This window comes from Stenotrophomonas sp. SMYL11, assembly GCF_036320005.1.
Lineage (GTDB): Bacteria > Pseudomonadota > Gammaproteobacteria > Xanthomonadales > Xanthomonadaceae > Stenotrophomonas > Stenotrophomonas maltophilia_A.
Genome location: NZ_JAWIRS010000007.1, coordinates 24,587 through 42,773 on the forward strand (window position 1 = coordinate 24,587; position 18,187 = coordinate 42,773).

Annotated in this window: 20 protein-coding genes, 1 tRNA gene and 1 pseudogene; 8 read left to right on the forward strand and 14 right to left on the reverse strand. The window is 64.7% G+C overall.

Translation table 11 applies throughout. The annotated features are described in order from the left end of the window. Positions 1–104 precede the first annotated feature (104 nt). The 3 genes from mscL to V3B46_RS11730 form a co-directional block, all read right to left on the reverse strand. On the reverse strand, positions 105–509 hold the full coding sequence (mscL, locus tag V3B46_RS11720; protein ID WP_329891954.1) for a large-conductance mechanosensitive channel protein MscL: 405 nt from the start codon (positions 507–509) through the stop codon (positions 105–107). Positions 510–564: 55 nt separating this feature from the next. Then, the gene (locus tag V3B46_RS11725) at positions 565–1,281 is read right to left on the reverse strand and encodes a fumarylacetoacetate hydrolase family protein (RefSeq protein WP_154353260.1); all 717 of its coding nucleotides are present in this window, start codon (positions 1,279–1,281) and stop codon (positions 565–567) included. A 75-nt stretch (positions 1,282–1,356) separates the two neighbouring features. Then, positions 1,357–1,638, reverse strand: a complete 282-nt coding sequence (locus V3B46_RS11730; protein WP_154353259.1) for a hypothetical protein — start codon at positions 1,636–1,638, stop codon at positions 1,357–1,359. Between the two features lie 178 nt (positions 1,639–1,816). Here V3B46_RS11730 and V3B46_RS11735 point away from each other — a divergent pair, with 178 nt between their 5' ends. Continuing rightward, complete coding sequence (locus tag V3B46_RS11735; RefSeq protein WP_329891955.1) at positions 1,817–2,152, forward strand: Rieske (2Fe-2S) protein; 336 nt, start codon at positions 1,817–1,819, stop codon at positions 2,150–2,152. Between the two features lie 167 nt (positions 2,153–2,319). Here the strand turns inward: V3B46_RS11735 and V3B46_RS11740 are convergent, their stop codons facing one another. The 4 genes from V3B46_RS11740 to thiS all read right to left on the reverse strand — a co-directional run bounded on the left by V3B46_RS11740 (position 2,320) and on the right by thiS (position 6,146). After that, the gene (locus tag V3B46_RS11740; protein ID WP_329891956.1) at positions 2,320–4,167 is read right to left on the reverse strand and encodes an SLC13 family permease; all 1,848 of its coding nucleotides are present in this window, start codon (positions 4,165–4,167) and stop codon (positions 2,320–2,322) included. A 27-nt stretch (positions 4,168–4,194) separates the two neighbouring features. Next, entirely contained in the window at positions 4,195–4,929 is a 735-nt protein-coding gene (trmB, locus tag V3B46_RS11745) for a tRNA (guanosine(46)-N7)-methyltransferase TrmB (protein WP_010481468.1), read from the reverse strand. Beyond that, positions 4,929–5,723, reverse strand: coding sequence for a thiazole synthase (locus V3B46_RS11750; protein ID WP_010481470.1), 795 nt, complete (start codon positions 5,721–5,723; stop codon positions 4,929–4,931). The genes trmB and V3B46_RS11750 overlap by 1 nt, the downstream gene beginning before the upstream one ends. 222 nt (positions 5,724–5,945) lie before the next feature. After that, complete coding sequence (gene thiS / locus V3B46_RS11755; RefSeq protein WP_010481472.1) at positions 5,946–6,146, reverse strand: sulfur carrier protein ThiS; 201 nt, start codon at positions 6,144–6,146, stop codon at positions 5,946–5,948. A gap of 207 nt (positions 6,147–6,353) precedes the next feature. On the opposite strand from thiS, the gene V3B46_RS11760 reads away from it, so the two are divergent. Together V3B46_RS11760 and V3B46_RS11765 are read left to right on the forward strand one after the other, a co-directional pair. Continuing rightward, complete coding sequence (locus V3B46_RS11760) at positions 6,354–8,207, forward strand: autotransporter outer membrane beta-barrel domain-containing protein (RefSeq protein ID WP_329891957.1); 1,854 nt, start codon at positions 6,354–6,356, stop codon at positions 8,205–8,207. A 128-nt stretch (positions 8,208–8,335) separates the two neighbouring features. Next, positions 8,336–8,409: transfer RNA gene (locus V3B46_RS11765), tRNA-Gly, on the forward strand. A 430-nt stretch (positions 8,410–8,839) separates the two neighbouring features. Here V3B46_RS11765 and V3B46_RS11770 read toward each other — a convergent pair. The 3 genes and pseudogenes from V3B46_RS11770 to V3B46_RS11780 form a co-directional block, all read right to left on the reverse strand. After that, positions 8,840–8,947: pseudogene (locus tag V3B46_RS11770) on the reverse strand (integrase); the annotation flags it as partial. Positions 8,948–9,325: 378 nt separating this feature from the next. Continuing rightward, complete coding sequence (locus tag V3B46_RS11775) at positions 9,326–9,838, reverse strand: hypothetical protein (RefSeq protein ID WP_329891958.1); 513 nt, start codon at positions 9,836–9,838, stop codon at positions 9,326–9,328. Beyond that, positions 9,835–10,743, reverse strand: a complete 909-nt coding sequence (locus V3B46_RS11780) for an SEL1-like repeat protein (RefSeq protein WP_154264265.1) — start codon at positions 10,741–10,743, stop codon at positions 9,835–9,837. The genes V3B46_RS11775 and V3B46_RS11780 overlap by 4 nt, the downstream gene beginning before the upstream one ends. 304 nt (positions 10,744–11,047) lie before the next feature. Between V3B46_RS11780 and V3B46_RS11785 the strand changes: the two genes are divergently transcribed. After that, the gene (locus V3B46_RS11785; RefSeq protein ID WP_229655246.1) at positions 11,048–11,494 is read left to right on the forward strand and encodes a hypothetical protein; all 447 of its coding nucleotides are present in this window, start codon (positions 11,048–11,050) and stop codon (positions 11,492–11,494) included. Between the two features lie 309 nt (positions 11,495–11,803). Here the strand turns inward: V3B46_RS11785 and V3B46_RS11790 are convergent, their stop codons facing one another. Beyond that, entirely contained in the window at positions 11,804–12,538 is a 735-nt protein-coding gene (locus tag V3B46_RS11790; protein ID WP_329891959.1) for a hypothetical protein, read from the reverse strand. A gap of 296 nt (positions 12,539–12,834) precedes the next feature. Here V3B46_RS11790 and V3B46_RS11795 point away from each other — a divergent pair, with 296 nt between their 5' ends. Next, positions 12,835–13,239, forward strand: coding sequence for a DUF805 domain-containing protein (locus tag V3B46_RS11795; RefSeq protein WP_329891960.1), 405 nt, complete (start codon positions 12,835–12,837; stop codon positions 13,237–13,239). Between the two features lies 1 nt (position 13,240). On the opposite strand, the gene V3B46_RS11800 is transcribed toward V3B46_RS11795, so the two are convergent. Then, positions 13,241–14,107, reverse strand: a complete 867-nt coding sequence (locus tag V3B46_RS11800; protein ID WP_329891961.1) for a PoNe immunity protein domain-containing protein — start codon at positions 14,105–14,107, stop codon at positions 13,241–13,243. Between the two features lie 123 nt (positions 14,108–14,230). Here V3B46_RS11800 and V3B46_RS11805 point away from each other — a divergent pair, with 123 nt between their 5' ends. Next, positions 14,231–15,412 (forward strand): hypothetical protein, encoded by a 1,182-nt coding sequence (locus V3B46_RS11805; protein WP_229301090.1) that lies wholly within the window; start codon positions 14,231–14,233, stop codon positions 15,410–15,412. A gap of 125 nt (positions 15,413–15,537) precedes the next feature. Here the strand turns inward: V3B46_RS11805 and V3B46_RS11810 are convergent, their stop codons facing one another. Together V3B46_RS11810 and V3B46_RS11815 are read right to left on the reverse strand one after the other, a co-directional pair. Then, entirely contained in the window at positions 15,538–15,960 is a 423-nt protein-coding gene (locus V3B46_RS11810) for an acyl-CoA thioesterase (protein WP_154353254.1), read from the reverse strand. A 79-nt stretch (positions 15,961–16,039) separates the two neighbouring features. Then, the gene (locus V3B46_RS11815; protein WP_329891962.1) at positions 16,040–16,405 is read right to left on the reverse strand and encodes a hypothetical protein; all 366 of its coding nucleotides are present in this window, start codon (positions 16,403–16,405) and stop codon (positions 16,040–16,042) included. A 167-nt stretch (positions 16,406–16,572) separates the two neighbouring features. On the opposite strand from V3B46_RS11815, the gene rimK reads away from it, so the two are divergent. Beyond that, a complete protein-coding gene (gene rimK, locus V3B46_RS11820) occupies positions 16,573–17,451 on the forward strand; it encodes a 30S ribosomal protein S6--L-glutamate ligase (RefSeq protein WP_329891963.1) in 879 nt (292 codons plus the stop codon). A 245-nt stretch (positions 17,452–17,696) separates the two neighbouring features. Further along, positions 17,697–18,173: a hypothetical protein gene (locus tag V3B46_RS11825; RefSeq protein WP_053443431.1), complete on the forward strand. Its 477-nt coding sequence runs from the start codon at positions 17,697–17,699 to the stop codon at positions 18,171–18,173. Positions 18,174–18,187: the final 14 nt, after the last annotated feature.

Genomic DNA, 18,187 nt, shown 5'->3' on the forward strand with positions numbered 1-18,187 from the left:
GGGGGGGGGGCCCCCCCCGCCGGCCGCGCCGCCGCCCCCCCCCCCCCCCCCCCCCCGCCCCCCCCCGGGGCCCCCCCCCCCCCCCCCACTACCGGTAGGCGGCCTTACTTCTTCAGGCTGTCGCGGATCTCGCGCAGCAGCACCACGTCCTCGGCCGGTGCGGCCGGGGCGGCTTCCTTCTTGCGCGACAGGCGGTTGATCACCTTGATCACCAGGAAAATGGCGAACGCCACGATCACGAACTGGATCAGGGTGTTGATGAAATCACCGTAGCCAATCACCACGGCCGGAATCTCCTTGCCGTCCGGCCCGATGCGGGCCGGCGCCAGCGTCCACGCCAGCTGCGAGAAATCCACCTTGCCGATCAGCATGCCCAGCGGCGGCATGATGATCTTCTCGACCAGCGCCGTCACGATCTTGCCGAAGGCCGCGCCGATCACCACGCCGACGGCGAGGTCGATGACGTTGCCGCGCATCGCGAATTCCTTGAACTCGGTGAGCATTCCCATTGTTGTTTTTCTCCGGTGGGGGAAGTGGACAGCGCGCAGGGTAGCGCAGGTGATGTCAGCCGGCGATCACGCCGTGGCGCTCGGCCACGTTTTCCAGGCGCGCGCTGAAGCGGTCGCCCGGCTTCAGTGCGGCCACGCCCGACGGCGTACCCATGAACACCAGGTCGCCAGCACGCAGCTGCCACAGCTTGGACAGTTCGTGCAGGATCTCCGGCACGTTCCAGATCATCTGGTCGAGCAGCGCCTGCTGGCGTACTTCGCCGTTGACCTCCAGCGACAGGTTCAGCGCGGCCAGGTCGCCCACTTCCTCGGCGTGGACGATTTCGCTGATCGGCGCGGAAGCATCGAAGCCCTTGGCCGCATCCCACGGGTGGCCCTTGTCCTTGGCCGCGGCCTGCAGGTCGCGGCGCGTCAGGTCCAGTCCCACGGCATAGCCGTAGACCAGTGCCTCGGCATCGGCCAGGGCCAGCTCGCCAACGGGCGCATCGCGGCCGATCGCCACCACCAGCTCCACTTCGTGGTGCAGGTTGGCGGTTGCCGGTGGGTAGGGGATGGCATCGTCGTGGCCGACCACGATCGCATCGGCCGGCTTGCTGAAGAACATCGGGCGGCCGCGATCATCGGCCGCCGGCACCGCTGCGCCCATTTCGCGGGCATGGTCGGCGAAGTTGCGGCCGACGCAGTAGATGCGGTGCACAGGGAAACTGCCACCACCGGCTACCGGCACACGCGGCACGGCTACGGCAGGGATCACATCGGAGACATCGGACATGCGGGCATCCAGGAAGGGCGTGACCGCAGTCTAAAACGCATGGCGCCCGCCGTCAGCGGGCGCGGAGGGCGTGGATCAACGCGAGGCCGGCAGCACCGGCTTGCGCACCACGCGGTACTCGCCTTCGACCACGGTCGGGTCGACCGGACGGGCAACGCCCGGCTTGCGCGAAGCCAGCAGCTTCCACGCCAGGCCGACCAGAATCATCGCCGCACCAACAAACACGCCGATGAACACCATCGCGGCCAGGATCGCCAGGCCAAGCAGGCCCACGGCAATGCGCACCAGCGGGTGGCGCGGCTTGCGCGGCGCGAACAGGGTGCGGAACTGGTTGACGGCGGATGCACGATTGAACATGGCGGCTCGATAGGCTGGGATCAGCGAAAACAGAGTATCGGGACGCGCCACTGTCATTGAGTGAAAAACTCGTTAAATATAGCCTGTGCTTATTACGGATCAATGACTTGTGTTCATGTCGCAGCCAGTCACCTGAGTGGGCGTGCGACAATGCGGGTTTACTGTCCGAGCCTTCGCCATGACTGCCGCTGCTGCCCTGATCGCCCTTGATGCCATTACCGATGGCGCGTTTGCCGAGGTCGAAGCGGTGGTTGATGGCGATGCCGAGTCGCTGGTGCTGTACCGCGACGGCGCGCAGGTGCGCGCTTTCCTGAACATCTGCCCGCACGCCGGCCGTCGCCTGGACTGGGCCCCGGGCCAGTTCCTGAAGAGCCGCGAAGGCCACCTGGTGTGCGCCGCGCATGGCGCCTCGTTCGCCCTGGACAGCGGCGACTGCATCGCCGGCCCCTGCAAGGGCGACCGCCTGCGCGCGGTGCCGGTGGACGTGCGCGACGGGCAGGTCTACCTGGCCTGAGGCCGGAAGCAATCGAGCATGGCTCGACTCTACAAAAGCCGTGTCGACCAAGGTCGACACCTACCAAAGCATTGCAGGACCCACCCCGCCATCCCACGAAATGCACGCTTTTGCCGTTGCTTCGGCCTCTGCGGGTGCAGGGCGCAGCCCTGCCAACAACCCAACCCTCAGAACATCAGGTTGATCATCAGCACCACCACGCAGGTGTAGATCAGCGACAGCGGGCCGCCGACCCGCCACATCTCGCGCGGGGTGTAGTTGGCCGGGCCGGTGATCATCGATATCACCGGGTTGGAGGCCGTCATCAGATTGTTGGACGCCGACAGCGCGACGATCAGCGCGAACGCGGTCGGATTGCCGCCCGCCGCCAGTGCCAGGTTCACCGCGATCGGCACCATCACGATGGTCGCGCCCACATGGCTGATCACCAGCGAGAACGCCGTGGTCAGCAGTGCCAGCGCCACCTCCAGCACCCACACCGGGATGCCGGTGGGCAGCTTGTCGATGGTATGGCCGGCCACCCATGCCGCCGCGCCACTGGAATCCATCGCCCAGCCGAGCGGAATCAGCCCGGCCATCATGAATACCGTTTTCCAGTTGATCGAGGCGTAGGCCTCGTCCATGCGCAGCACGCCGGTCAGCAGCATGCCGGCCACGCCGGTCATCAGCGTCAGCGCCACCGGCAGCTTGCTGGTCAGCGCGATCAGGATGGTCAAGGCGAAGATCGCCATGGCGATCTTGAACTTGTGCGGGCGCTGCTCGCCGGTCGGGTAGTCGGTCACCACCACGAAGTCCCGGCTGCGGGCGGCCTGCGCCAGGTCGGTCCAGATGCTGTGGAAGACCAGCATGTCGCCGGCGCGCAGCTGCACGTCGCGCACGTCCTCGCGGATCACCTGCTTGTCGCGGTTGATGGCCAGCAGACTGATGCCGCGCTCCTTGCGCAGGCGCAGGTCAGCCGCGCTCTTGCCGATCACGTTCGAGGTCGGCGGCACCACCGCTTCGGAAATACCGGCACGGCTCGGGTTGAACAGGTCGCCCAGGTGCTTCAGCCGCGAAGACATGCGCAGGAACTGGTTCTGCGCGAAATCGTTGATCTGCTCGCGCGGGCCCATCGCGCCGAGGACGCTGCCGACCCAGATGCGCATCTCCGCCGGTGGCGCCAGGCGGGTGTCATTGCCGGTTTTCAGGGCCAGCAGCAGCGGGGCATCGTGCAGGTTCTCGGCCTCGCCCAGGGTCATGCCCACCAGCGGGCTTTCGGCACTGACCACCAGCTCGAACACATCGCCTTCGATGCCATAGGTCTTGGCGAAGTAGCTCTCGGTGCGCGCGGGCGTGACCCCGTCGTTGACCAGGTTCTCTTCCTCGATCAGCTTGCGGTCGCCGTAGTAGCGGAAGTACAGCAGCGAGGCGACCAACAGTGCCACACCGATCGGCAGCGGCGCGAACATGCGCAGCGGCTCGATGGTGGCGAGGCCCGAGGGCAGGTTGTTGTTGGCCGAGGCCAGCAGATCGTTCAGCAGGATCAGCGGCGAATTGCCGACCATGGTCAGCGCGCCGCCCATCACGATCGCCGCCGAGATCGGCAGCAGCAGGCGCTGCAGGGTCAGCCCGGTGCGCGCTGCCAGTCGCGAGGCGACGGGCAGGTACAACGCCATCACCGACGGGTTCTGCATGAAAGAGGAATTCAGGCCGGCAATGGCCGTGGTCATCATCAGCAGCCGCTGCTCGACGCCATGACCGCGCCGCAGCAGCCACGCGGCCAGCCGGTTCAGCGCCCCGGTGCGGTCCAGGCCCGCACCGAGGATGGTGGTGGCGATGATGCTCATCACCGCGTTACCGGAGAAGCCGCCGAAGATTTCCTCCGGCGCGATCAGCCCGGTGACACCGAGCACCACCAGCACCACCAGCGCGACCACGTCGGCGCGGATGCGCTCGAACAGGAACATCGCCATCGTGAAGCCGACCAGCCCGAGCACGAGCTTCATGTCGTTGGTCAGCGTCAGCGCGGTATCCATGTGGGGCGCGGTGTCCTCAGGCGATCGTCAGGTGCGGTCGTACAGCAGGTCCCAGACGCCGTGGCCGAGCTTCTGGCCGCGGGTCTCGAAGTGCGTCTGCGGGCGCCAGTCCGGGCGCGGCACGCTGCCACGCGGGCCGGCGCGGTTGACCAGGCCGGCGGTGGCATCAAGCACGTCCCACATCTGCTCGGCGTAGTCTTCCCAGTCGGTGGCGCAGTGCAGGCGGCCGCCCGGGCGCAGCTTTCGCACCAGCAGCTCGGCAAATGCAGGCTGCAGCAGGCGGCGCTTGTTGTGGCGCTTCTTGTGCCACGGGTCCGGGAAGTAGATGCGCACTTCATCCAGCGCGCCATCGGCGATCTCGTTCTGCAGCACTTCCACCGCATCGTGGTGGTACAGGCGCACATGGTCGGCGTTGTCGTCGGCCAGCGCGTTCAGCAGGCGACCCACGCCGGGCGCGTGCACTTCGATGCCGATGTAATCACGCGACGGATCATGCTGGGCGGCGAAGCGCAGCGCGGCACCGTTGCCGAAGCCGATTTCCAGCACCTTGTGCGCTGGGCGCCCGAAAGTGGCGTCCAGGTCACGCGGTTGGCCGTTGTAGTCGATGCCGAAGCGCGGCCAGCGTTCGTCGAACGCGCGCTGCTGGGCAGGGGTGAAACGGCCCTGGCGCAACACGAAGCTGCGCACCTCGCGGCGGCCCTCGCTCACGGTGAAGGGCTTGGGCGGAGCCTTGGAACCGGCGCTGTCGAAAGGATTGGTCATCAGCCGATCAGCCCATCCACCGGGGAGGAGGCGCTGGCGTAGCGCTTGCGCGGGATGCGCCCGGCCAGGAACGCCTCGCGGCCGGCCTCGACCGCCTTGCGCATGGCACTGGCCATCAGCACCGGGCTGCGTGCACCGGCAATGGCGGTGTTCATCAGTACGCCGTCGCAGCCCAGCTCCATCGCGATTGCCGCGTCCGACGCGGTGCCCACGCCGGCGTCGACGATGATCGGCACCTTGGCGTCTTCGATGATCTGCAGCAGGTTGTACTTGTTCTGGATGCCCAGGCCCGAACCGATCGGTGCGGCCAGCGGCATCACCGCAGCGCAGCCGATCTCTTCCAGGCGCTTGGCCAGGATCGGATCGTCGGAGGTATAGACCATCACCTCGAAGCCGTCCTTGACCAGCTGTTCGGCGGCCTTGAGGGTCTGCACCACGTCCGGGTACAGCGACTTCTGGTCGCCCAGCACTTCCAGCTTGGTCAGGTTGTGGCCGTCCAGCAGCTCACGTGCCAGCCGGCAGGTACGCACCGCGTCTTCGGCGGTGTAGCAGCCGGCGGTGTTGGGCAGGATGGTGTAGCGCTCCGGCGGCAGCACGTCCAGCAGGTTCGGCTCGCCCGGGTTCTGCCCGATGTTGGTGCGGCGGATGGCCACGGTGACGATCTGGGCGCCTGCAGCCTCGGTGGCCAGGCGGGTTTCTTCCAGATCCTTGAACTTGCCGGTGCCGGTGAGCAGCCGCGAGCCATAGGTCTTGCCGGCGATCACCAGCGAATCGGGGGAGACATGAACGTTCATGGCGCGATTATCGCTTATCCGCCTGAAGATGGGATCACGCAATGGCGTGCAGGCCGTGGATTGGTAGGGTAGTGGGGGGGGGGGGGGGGGCGCCGGGCGGGGGGCGGGGGGGGGGGGGGGGGGCGCGGCCGGGGCCGCGGGGGCCCCCCGCCCCCCCCCCCCCGCGCCCCCCCCCGGCCCCCCCCCGCCCCCCCCCCCCCCCCCCCACTACCCGGGATGGCCTCAGCCCCCGCCCAGCGCGTGCACGATCTCGACAATGTCGCCTTCGGCCAGGACGTGCTCGCCATGGCGGCTGCGGCTGACGATCTCGCCGTTGACCTCCACCGCCACCCGGCGCTGCAGCAGCTGCTCGGCCTCGAGCAGGTCGTGGAGGGTCGCCGAGGCGGGCAGGGTGCGGGGTTCGCCGTTGAGCTGGATGTTCATCCCTGCATTGTCGCTGATAGCCCGTCGGGATCGGAATGTTTGCAATTTGAACCGGGCGCCAGCTCCAGCACAGCGGGTTCCGGCGTGATCAGGCGACAATCCATGCGGCGGCGCAGCGTGAGCAAACGGCGGCGCGGTGAAACCATTGACCGTGCGCCGGCGTACGTGCGCCGGATTCCAACCTATTTACCCCACAGGAGTTCCTAGATGCAGCTCAGCAAACACCCGATCCGCTCCCTGATGGCGGCTGCGATCGCACTCGCCGCGCTGCCGGCCATGGCAGGCGAAAGTCCGTATTCCAAGGCGGTGTTCTTCGGCGACAGCCTCACCGACGCCGGCTATTTCCGCCCGCTGCTGCCTGAGGCCACCCAGGGGCTCTCCGGCCAGTTCACCACCAACCCGGGCTGGGTGTGGTCGCAGCAGGTCGCCAACTACTACGGCCTCAACAAGGACCCCAACGGCAACGGCCAGAACGGCGACAACTACGCTGTCGGCGGTGCCCGCGTGTCGGTCGAAGGCGGTGGTGCCCTTGGCGCAATCCCGTCGTTGAAGTCGCAGGCGGCCCGTTACCTGGCCGCAAACGGCGGCAAGGCTGATCGTAATGCCCTGTATACCGTCTGGGGCGGCGCCAACGACCTGTTCGCCGCGGCCGGTGCTGCCGGCGCGGGTGCGTCGCCGGCCCAGGTGCAGGGCATCATCGGCGCGGCGGTCACCGACCAGATCGCGCTGGTCGGCGCCCTGAAGCAGGCCGGTGCCCAGTACGTGCTGGTGCCGAACCTGCCGGACGTGGGCATCACCCCGCAGTTCCGCGGCCCCAACGCGGCAGCCGCCACCGCCATGTCGGTGGGCTACAACAAGGCACTGTACGGCGGCCTGAAGCAGGCGGGCATCGAGTTCATTCCGCTCGATACCTTCAGCATCCTGCGTGAAGTGACCGCCAACCCGGGCATGTACGGCTTCACCAACGTCACCGGCACCGCCTGCAAGATCAACCCGGCCAACACCACGGGCAGCATCATCGGCTGCAACCCGACGACCTACGTCAGCCCCGATGCGTACCAGACCTATCTGTTCGCCGATGGCGTGCATCCCACCGTGACCGGTCACCAGCTGCTGGGCCAGTACGCCGTCTCGGTGCTGGAGGCTCCGCGCCTGCAGCAGGTGCTGAGCCACTCGGCACAGACGGTCGGCCGTTCGCGTGCCGACCAGGTCAGCAACCACCTGGGCGCCCGTCCGGCCGATGGCCTGTCGTGGTGGGGTGGCGTGCGCGGTGACATGCAGCGCTATGACCACGCCGACCTGTATGACGGCGTGGCGCCGGCCGGCCTGTTCGGTGTCGACTGGGCACGTGACGGCGTGGTGGTCGGCGGCTTCGCCGGCTTCGGCCGCATGAGTGCCGACTTCGGCAACAGCCGTGGCGACTTCACCCAGAAGGACACCACCGCCGGCCTGTTCGCTGCCTGGTATGGCGACCGCGTCTGGGTCAACGGCCAGGTCAGCTACACCTGGTTGTCGTATGACGTGAACCGCAAGGTCCAGCTGGGCCCGGCCACCCGCGAACACGGTGGCTCGCCGGACGGCAGCAACCTGACCGCTGCACTGAATGCCGGTTACGAGTTCGGCACCGAGGGTGGCTTCCGTCACGGCCCGATCGCTGCGGTGATCTGGCAGAAGGTGAAGATCGACGGTTACAGCGAAAGCGCCACCGCCGGCACCATGGCTACCGCGCTGGGCTACGACCGCCAGGACGTCGATTCGACCGTCGGCCGCGTCGGCTGGCAGGCCCGCTTCGATGGCGGCACCGTCAAGCCGTACGTGCAGGTGACCTACGACCACGAATTCGAGGACACCAAGCAGGCCAGCGCGTGGCTGCAGACCCTGCCGGAACTGGGCAGCTACCGTGTGCCGGGCCTGGACTTCGACAAGAACTACGCCACTGCCGTACTGGGTGCGCGCATGGACCTGTTCGGCCTGCAGGGCAACGTTGGCCTGAGCACCACGGCCGCGCAGAAGCGTGCCCGTGACGCGACGATCTTCGCCACCGTGGGTGGCAGCTTCTGATGAATGCAACATCCCGGGCACCGCAAGGTGCCTGGGATGCCTGCACGGCAGCGCCGGGTCATGCCTGGCGGGTGCGGCGGCCACCATTGCGCAACACCGGCCGCTCCGCATAGACTTTCATCCGCAATGCGGGCGTAGCTCAATGGTAGAGCTGTAGCTTCCCAAGCTACTGACGTGGGTTCGATTCCCATCGCCCGCTCCATGTCTCCCAAGGCTTTTCGCCATTTCTGGCACTCCGCAATATCCAGACCGCTCCGCAATTCTGCTGAGCTAGTCGCTTCTTGAGTCCATCCAGGCCTGCAATCGGCTTGCGTCTTTCTCGTCAGCTGCTAACCACGTCCATAGGTCAGCGCTTGACGCTGTCCCTGAGCCTTCCCGGTATGTTTCTACTGCGGTTCCGCTGACTACCCATTCCCCTTCAAGGTGTAGCTCGGCGATTGCAGCAGATATTTTTGGACGTTCGTGGACATCAACCACAAGGGCCAAGCCAAGCAGTTTGACTGGATCGCTTGAGTACGCGCGCTTCATATGGGAATCCTCACTTGGTGAGTGGTTAGATTCACTTCGCGCGCATCATGGGTCAATAAAATCAAGGCGTTACGCTTTAGTTGCCACACACTTTTCCCAAGGCCCTATCGAGTGGGCGTCGCTTTCGAGCCTCTCTTTTTCCGCACGTAGATCTCGGTCGTTGTGACCGAGGAATGCCCCAGCTGGGCCTGCGCTTCGCGAATGTCCCGTGCACACCGGCGAGCTGGCATTCGCGTCCTGGGCAAAGCCCCTTCGCATTGTAGGCGTGACGACTGCTCCGTTCGGAGCGGCCGAGGGTGCCTATATGCAGGTCCCGGCTGGTAGGCGCTACGCGGTGATCTCGTCTCGTTCGTGTCAGCGGATTGAGCGTGGCGTGGGCTTTCGCCTGACCGGGCCGCAGGGGGATGCGACCGGTGGGGGGAGTTCCGGGCGCTTCTACTATGCCGGCGCTGCCGACAATGCGACACAGTTCAGTGCATCCGGCCACTTCGTGTTGATCGACGTGACTGGGCATTGAGCGGCCGCGCCACGGCGAATGAACGAAGGCGGCCTAGAAAGGCCGCTCATTTATTCAGATCGTCGCAGGCACTTCAGTCTTCGTTTGTAGGGCGACCAACAGGCTTAGGTCCACCGACGCTGACGCTACCAGTGCGGCCGCCGCTGCCGTAGCTGCCGCCGCCTACGTCGGCGCCGCCACCATTGCCTACGCCCTGACCCGCTCCATAGCCAGCACCTGAGCCGATGCCGCCACCATTTCCACCTGACGTCGGAGGAGTGGTACTGGTCTGGGTTTCATGTTTGACTCCTATGTATCCGTCTCCGCCCAGGGTAACTTGATATCCAACACAAGCACTTCCGTTGCACATTGTTATGATGTCTCCGGGGGCAATTGCGAGATTTTCCAAGACAACAAGTCTGTTGAAGCTCGCTATTGCGAGAGTAAGTTCATTTGAAGTCTGAGGGTCGATTCTAGGATAGCCAAGCATGCAGTTGTTGCAAGGATAGGTTCCGATGCTTCTCGTTCCTTGAACTTGTGCATGCACATAAACCGTTACTGCTAGCAAAAAGACCAGCAGGATTGCTGCTGTATGCCTTATCTTCATTTCCTGCTCCTCTGTGCCAGCGTAGCGGCCACTTGATTGGCCTTCCTTAGATCAGACGGAGACATGGACTGCGCCATGATGTCCAATATTTGGTCGTTTCCACCAATGGGGGTCAGCTGCCCTGCAGCTTTTCTGTAGGCGTAGGCAAGGACTGGGTCCTTCGGCGTAATGATTCCGCGCTCATACGCAGTTCCTAGAGTGAAGAGCCCATCCGGATTGCCGGTGTCAGCAACACTTTTGATGTACCGATATGAGTCTTCATTGAACTGCTTAACTTTTTTGGCCGATACTGTTTGTTCTTGCTGATCACCAACGATGACGTCCTGATAGTTGTAATAGGCTAGCCGCGCGTAGGTGTCGCCCCCTTCCGCCGCCTCCTTGAGCCACCGGGACGTTTCCTTTAGTGCGTCGCCTGGAATGCCCTCACACTGCTTGAGCTTCTCTTCAGTGGAAGCAAGAGAGCGCAATTGCTGATCTGCCAAGAATTGTTCTTGTGTCTTTCCGCTGGCTTTGAGGATGTCTGGAGAGACTTGGCTATCAGAGTAGTCAATGGGCCTCTCTGGTTGCATTGCAACGCGGCATTCGTTGAGTACCAAGAACAGCTGTCGTTTTGCTTCCAGATCTCCAGCTTCTGCTCTATTGCGAAGGGACGGATACAGGTCTTGCACGGGAACATCTGGTAAGCGCTGTGCAGATTGGAGGTCGGCATCGACTGCTGTCGATTTTGGAGTGAGACTTCGAATCTCTGCCGATGTCGCGGGTGCTTCATTCGCCGATGCATCGCTAACTTGCTGAACATCATTATTTTTATTGGAGCATGAGGTGACCATGCCGGCGATGAGTGCGAACTTTGACAGGCGTACGCACTGGTAGATAAAGCTGTACTTTGGGGAGGGATGTGGCATCGGGTTCTCCATACGCGCCAGTGGGTAGATGGGCAAGCATGCCGTCCCGACCATCGCAGCACTCAATCAGTTCCCGCAATAGGTAGACATCCAGCTCGCTTGTAGGGAATTATCCACAGTCGCCAAGTCTTGCTTCGCCGCGCGGCACAGAGTCGACTATGACTCGACTCTGCCCGAACGATTCAGGCAGGTCGCTGCCGCGTTCGCAGGATCTGCGACGGTCGGTCGTATCCTTCCGGCCATGCTTCCCTCGCACGGCTACCAAGGCTTCCGCGCAGCACCGCCACCCTCTGGCTAGGTTCAGATGGGAGACGGCTGGGTGCTGTGGTGGAGTGGACGACAGATTGCCCAGGTCACGCCGGCCAAGGACCGTGGGGGGCGTGTGCACCTCGACGCCTGGAAGATGTGGCAGAGCAAGGGCGAGCGCGCCGCCAGCATCGGCCAGGGCAAGCGCTACGCCGAACGATGGTGTGCGGCCAGGCTTTACCACGAGTTGCGCATGCGTGCGGCCGTGGTCCGGTTGCTGGCAAGCACGGCGAGCGAGCCGCTAGAACCGCTGCCCGGCTTGCCGCCAACCCGCGAGCAGCAGCAACAGGCCCGGCGCTTGGCCGAGGCTGGGGCGAAGGAGATCGAGCGAATCAAGGAAGCGTTGGAACCGCGCAAGCCGCCGGCAGAGACGAAGCCCCGCCCGAGGGACGCCCGCAAGGCGTGGGTGAGGGCAGGGCTGCAAGAGATAAGCAGGGGTGTTTGATGCCGCCAGTCTGCTCCGCAATCAAAGAAAACCCCGTGTTTCCATCGGGATAAAGTCCTCTATCAAGGAGTCGATTGCGGAGCGAAAAGTGAACATAAAGCATTGAATCTATGGCATTCCTACGGAGCTTCCCAAGCTACTGACGTGGGTTCGATTCCCATCGCCCGCTCCATGTCTCCAGGGTATTCACCCCAGGCAGACGCGGCGCAATCGTTGAACCACACCCCAGTCCAGCGTGTGGCAACGGCGCCGGAACCTCATTCTTCAATGCGTCGGGCTGTGGCTCTTCCGAACCACAGCCCGGGTGGCTTATGCGCCCGCTTGCGCAGCCGCGTCCTTGGCCGCGGCAGTGACGGAACTTCCGAAACCGGTATAGGTCGATCCGTTGCAGTGCAGGTATGCGCGGAAGACGACGCCATTCAACTCGGCGTTGTCAAAATAGCAGTGCGTACCGGTCTTGGAAGATTTCTTCACAAGCCGCATTGCCATTGCGTTTGAATCATCGACGCTGGAGCCAAGACCGGCAACGCTCCAGGACTGGCCCGGGCGGTTGCAGGTGTAGGGATACTTATAGCCATGCGCCGACCCATAGTAGTAGTCGACATTGCACCAGGCCTGCGTCGCCGCCAGGTTGATGGCCAGCTCAAGCACGTTCTGTCCCGCAGTGGTGGTCGTCATGCCATAGGCGGAAAGCGGTGTGGAACTGCACTGCGCCTTGATACCGACACCCGGTGCCGGGATGCTGACATAGGGATCGCGTGCGAAGACACTGCAGACGGGTCCTTCCTCGGCGACGGCAAGGAAGCCATTGGCGTTGGCCGTCGCAGCATCGATATTGCTGCCAACGCCAGCGACCGTTCCATTCGTGCCGCAGCGCCGGATCACCACCCCTCCGCCGTTCGGCAGCATGTCCATGCCGGGGTCGCAGATGCCAGGCCCGATCGAAGCCCCCGCGGCTCTGGTGTAGTCACCTTCCGCGTTTGCGGCCATCGGGGCCTGGGTGGAAAGCAGTGCCAGCATCAGCGGAAAAGAAATCGCAGCCATTCAAAACCTCGAATCCATGAGTGAGCAGTGACGCTAGCAGAGGCGCCATTCTGGAAAACTGGAATTCGACCAATCCGCCACTGCTGCAAGCCAGTGATCCGATTCAGAATGCCCACGCCTATGGAAATGTGCGGTAGTTCGCGCTGCGTCTCCGGCTGCGCGGCTGCCGCGGCGGGCTCCTGCAACCTCCGCTGTCCGCCGGGTCCGCCGGGCCGCAGGGTTCAGTTGGTGCTGGGCTTGGGGATGCTAAAAGATCGTTAACCCTTGCCTCCCATCGTCCGCTGCCCGGAGCGCGAATGATCCCCGCACTTTTGCCCCTCAGGCGTTGCTTTGATTTTTCAGGGCGATCCAACCGGAAAGAGTTCTGGTCGTACTCCCTGTCTGCTGCCCTTGTGGTGGCAGTGGGCTACACCTTGATGGACGGCGGATACTGGCTGACGGGCACCGTGCTGCTCGACGGGGAGGCCTTCGAGCCGTTCCGGACGCTGGGGTGGGTCATGACGGTCTGCGCGATCATCGTCCTCCTTCCGCCCATGCTGGCCCTGGCCGTTCGACGACTGCACGACATCGACGAGTCTGGCTGGTACGTCGTGATCGCCTTCATCCCGTTGGGCGTATTCGTCCTCTTCCCGGTCATGCTCCTGCCGGGCAACGAGGAAAAGAATCGATTCGGCGGTGTTTCCGGCCTGCCGGGCGCCTGACTCAACGCCGGGCGAAGTCCACCAGGTCGGAAGGGTAGTGCGGGCAGGTGCGCAGCGTGGCGTCGTCACCGCCATACAGCACCACCAGTGCAGCCACTTCAAATGCCCAGTAGCCCCACGCGTTCGGCCCGATCAGGCGCCGGGTCCGCTTCTGAGCCTTTGGCGGCAGCAGGAAGAAGTCGCGGTACTGCACCTGCAGGTAGCCGGCCAGCAGTGAAGGGTCGAAGGCTTCACCGCCGCGCAGCGGCGCGAACAGCTCGGCGAACGGTCGCGGATGAAAGACCTCATCACTGGCTTCCACCAGGCCCAGCGCCGGCGCGCTGAGGTAGTCCAGCACGCGGTCGGTGTCGAAACAGAGCACCTTCTCCACCAGCGCCGGCAGGCGTTCCTGCGCATCCAGCAGCACGCCCAGTGACAACAGCTGCAGTGCGTATTCGTAGTGCTGCGTTGTACGCGATTGCAACGACGCAGCCAGCGCGATGTCGTGGCCTTGCTGCTGCAGGCTGTCCCGGGCAAGGGCCAGCAAACGCGCATGCTCGAGCCAGAGATCTGCTACGTCGGCATGCATCTGCTGCAACTCCGCGGGGGCGAAACCGCGGTCGATGCCTTTCAGCAGCAGGTTGCTGCCGGTCTGTGCAAACGTCTCCCAGCCGTAGGCATGCTCCAGGGCCGCATGTCCCTGCAGCGTTTCCTCCGCGGATTCACCGCCATTGCGCGCATGGCGTGCAAGCAAGGCCATGCCTGCGTTCCAGTCCGCCTGCCAATCCGGCAGGCGAAGCGTGCGGCGCGGCAGGCCCGGGGCCTTGGCCAGTGCTCTCCATCGCGGCAGCATGTCCTGCAGCAGATTCCGGCGATTCACGGCAGTCATCGATTCCATCATCAGCGAGAGTCTAGCGGCAGCGAGAGTCTAGCGGCATTGCCGGTTCGAACCCCATTGCCTGGCACAGCGTTGAGGGTTTGAATGGTGCGCAGTCGCCGCCACCATGCCCGCATGACCGTTGATCGAATCGCCCTCCGCCGTTTCACCCAGTGGCTGCCGTTCCTGATATGGGTAGCGATCTGCGTGGTGTGGTGGTCGCCTTGGGGTGTGGTCATTGGCCTGGCCGCGTGCCTTGCCCTGGGCGGCGTGCTGCAGCACTTCGATCTGGTCGGCGATGCCGTAGGTGGCGCACTGCTGCGCTCGCGGGCGACGCTGCCCTTCGCCACCCGGCCGCCCACGCATGATGTGCTGTTGGATTGGGGCGAGCTGGGCATGGGCGGGCCGGCCTACGGCACCCTGATGCTGCGCGATGGCGCCATTGTCGAGGGCGTATCCACCGCAGGCAGCCACGATGCCAGCGGCGAGTGGCTGGCGCTGGCGGGCAGCGGGCTGCGTGTGGCCAGTGGCTACAGTGATCGCAGCGAAGCGGTGATCGTCTACGACGAAGCGGACAAGAGGGTGATGCACCTGCTGGCGATTGTTCCCAGCCTGTTCTGGCAGGAACTGCACGAGCGCCGGCAGCTTGGCGGGGATGCCGAAGCCGCGATGTGGTTGCGGGATGTTCCCAGTCGATCGACCACGCTGCGCCCCTGCCGGGGTTTATGGCTGGAACAGGAGCATCCGGCGCTGGCCGCCGGGTTGCCGCAGGTGTTGCGGCATGTCCTGCCTGACGCCCGGGTGCTGCAGGCCATCCCGCTGCTTCCCGACGACCTGCGCCTGACTGCGCATCCGACCTTGTTCGCGCGCATCTGCCCGTACGCGCTCTGTCTTGATGGCGAGCCCAGTGACCGTCACGCCTGCGATCTGGAGACGGTCATTGCCAGCCCGTCCGGTCGATGCGTGGTGGTGGCGGGCAGCGTGCTTGATGGGGATCTGCGTCCCATCGAGGGCGTATGGCTCGTCCACTGGCAGGGGCGTTGGCAGGCCATTGGCCGCCGTGCGGTGGGCGGCAGCGGCAAGACCCGGAGTGGGGCCTGGATCGATGTGATCGCGGTCGGCGATGACGGAACGCTTCGCTGTGAAGCCTATGAGGAACACTGGACGTTCGAGGCGATCACACGCATCCCCACGCCACATACGGCATTGGCGCTGCCTGTGGAATGGCGGGAAACCGCATTGGCCGTGCGTGTCCGCGATGGGTGCTTCTCGCTGCGCCTGCCTCGCGCGGATCAGCGGCCCTCAGTCACAGGTTAGACTGCGTCGGATCAAACAGGGAGGTTCCGGCATGCGTCGGCGATGCATGCCGGGAAAGCGCTGAAAAAGCTGAAGAAATGGGCTGCGGGCAGTACCGGGTGCGGATGACCGGACTTCCGTATGGCTCATGCGCCTGCCGCCTGCGCCTGTTGCGCATACTCCTCGGTAAACAGCCCTGACAACGCCCGGCGCTGTTCTGCATCGATGGCGCGCGAGGCGTTGGTTGTGTAGTCGAAATGCACCATCACGCAGCGCCCGCTGGCCACCAGGGCCTCGAACTGGAACGCCTGCTGCACGATCGACAGCGAGGAGCGACCGATGTTTTCGATGCGGGTCTCGATGCGCACTTCGTGTCCCGGCTGTATCTGCTGCAGGAAGTCGATCTCGTAGCGGCGCAGGATCAGCGTCAGGTCGCGCATGCTGGCCTCGCGACTGAAATGGCGGAAGATCTCCTGGCGACCTTCCTCGAACCAGACGGGCAGGGCGGTGTTGGTGACGTGGCCGAGTACATCCACTTCGGAGAAACGCGGAAGGATCGTCAACGGCATGAAGTCTCCGGGGTGTAGTGAGTGGAGTCTCCGGCGACGGTGCTGCCACCGCCGGAGACAGTACGGTGACTACCGGCGGTCAGTCTGAGTAGAAGCCGTTGCCGAGGGGGCCGGGCAGGCCGGGTTCCGGCCAGGGCATCAGTGACGTGCAGGCGTCATACAGCGTGCAGAAGTCCTGCCGCAGTTGCGCAGGCACCCAGCTGCCATAGGAAACGTCGGTCGAGTCGCCCTGGCAGGCGTAGGAAACATCGATCCAGCGGGTATTGGCGTGTGAGGCAACGCCCTGGTGCTGGGTCTTGCCCGTGCAGTAGCGCAGGCCCTGGCCGATCAGGGTGTTGTTGGCATCGAAGTAGAGCCGGGAGACTGCATGGGTTGGCGCAGCCTGTACGTGTGCGGCGCTCCCCATCAGGCCAAACAGCAACAACAGCGGAATTCCCATTCGCATCTGTGGTTCTCCTTGGATTGTGTAAGCCGGCCGTGTCCTGTCCTGTAGCCGGCAACAGCCATCTTCGCACAGCCCCGGCAGGCACGCAGGTGCAGCGGCCTGCAGGGCATCATCCGCCCGCCACACGCCCGCGCTATGCTGCGCGCCTGCCGTCCGATCCTGCCGCGATGAAGCTCGCCATCCTGTCCCGCAACAGCTCCCTGTACTCCACCCGCCGGCTGGTCGAGGCGGCCCGCGCGCGCGGCCACACCGTTCGCATCCTCGACCCGCTGCGCTGCTACATGCGCATCGCCGCCGATGGTTTTTCGATGCACTACAAGGGCCGGCCGATGACCGGCGTGGACATGGTGATCCCGCGCATCGGCGCCTCGATCACCCGCTATGGCACCGCCGTGCTGCGCCAGTTCGAGCTGATGGGCGCGCGCACTCCCAACCCGTCCGATGCGATCCTGCGTTCGCGCGACAAGCTGCGCGCGCACCAGTTGCTGGCAGCCAAGGGCATCGACATGCCGGTCACCGTGTTCGGCGACAACCCCGATGACACCGTCGACCTGCTGTCCATGCTGGGCCCGCCCCCGCACGTGGTGAAGCTCAACGAGGGCACCCAGGGACGGGGCGTGATCCTCACCGAGAAGGCCAGCGCCTCGCGCGGCATTGTCGAGGCCCTGCGGGGACTGTACGCCAACTTCCTGATGCAGGAGTTCATCGGCGAAGCCAAGGGCGCCGACCTGCGTTGCTTCGTAGTCGGTGACCAGGTGGTGGCGTCGATGCAGCGCCAGGCGCCGGAAGGTGACTTCCGCTCCAACCTGCATGCAGGCGGCACCGCGGTGGCGGCCAAGGCCAGCCGCGCCGAACAGCAGGTGGCGGTGCGTTCGGCCAGGGCGCTGGGCTTGTCGGTCTGCGGCGTGGACCTGATCCGCTCCGCGCGTGGCCCGTTGGTGCTTGAGGTCAACTCCACGCCAGGGCTGGAGGGCATCGAAGCCGCCTGCGAGGTGGATGTGGCCACGCGCATCATCGAGCACGTCGAGAAGATAAAAAAGCCATGATTAATCAATTACTTGAAATTCTCATGGGCAAATGAGGCCGGCTTTAACACGCCTTTAATCGGCGCCGGCGTAGCCTTTAGCGAACCGCAGCTCTGCCTCTCAGCAGGATCGGTATCGGGATACGACTTCAGACCCAGGCGGGGCACCGCCTGGGTCTTTTTTATGCAGCCGGAAGTCCCTTGTGGAGGCAGCGTGACGGCCGTAGAGTGGCGCCCATCGTTCCTGGATGGATCCGGAGGCTGGCGATGTACCGCATCACGATGATCGCGTTGTTGCTGGGGCTGTCTGGCGCTGTCTCCGCCAAGCCGGAGAAGACCGCCATACAGATGGACGGGCAGGCACCGGTGGCCGAGCAGGTCCGGCGGGTTGAGAAGGCCCTCGATGACGGCGAGTACAGCGAGATTTCAGCTGATGACCGCGCCCAGGTGCAGCAGGCACTGGCGCGCATCACCCAGCGCATGGGCGACCACCGCACGCTTCAGGAGCTCCCGCCGCAGGTCCAGGCGGAGGTCTTCAACGACCAGGAGCGGATCAACACCGTGCTTGTCCGCGCCCACGAGGACAGCCGCCAGATCTGCCAGCACACCCGCACCACCGGCAGCAACATGCCTAAAAGCCGCTGCCTGACCGTGGCCGAGCGCCGCCGGATCGAAGAAAAGGGCAAGGCCCTGCTCAACGACCAGCGCACCTTCAACAACTTAAACCCCGCCACCAACCACTAGGCCGTCCGATGCCC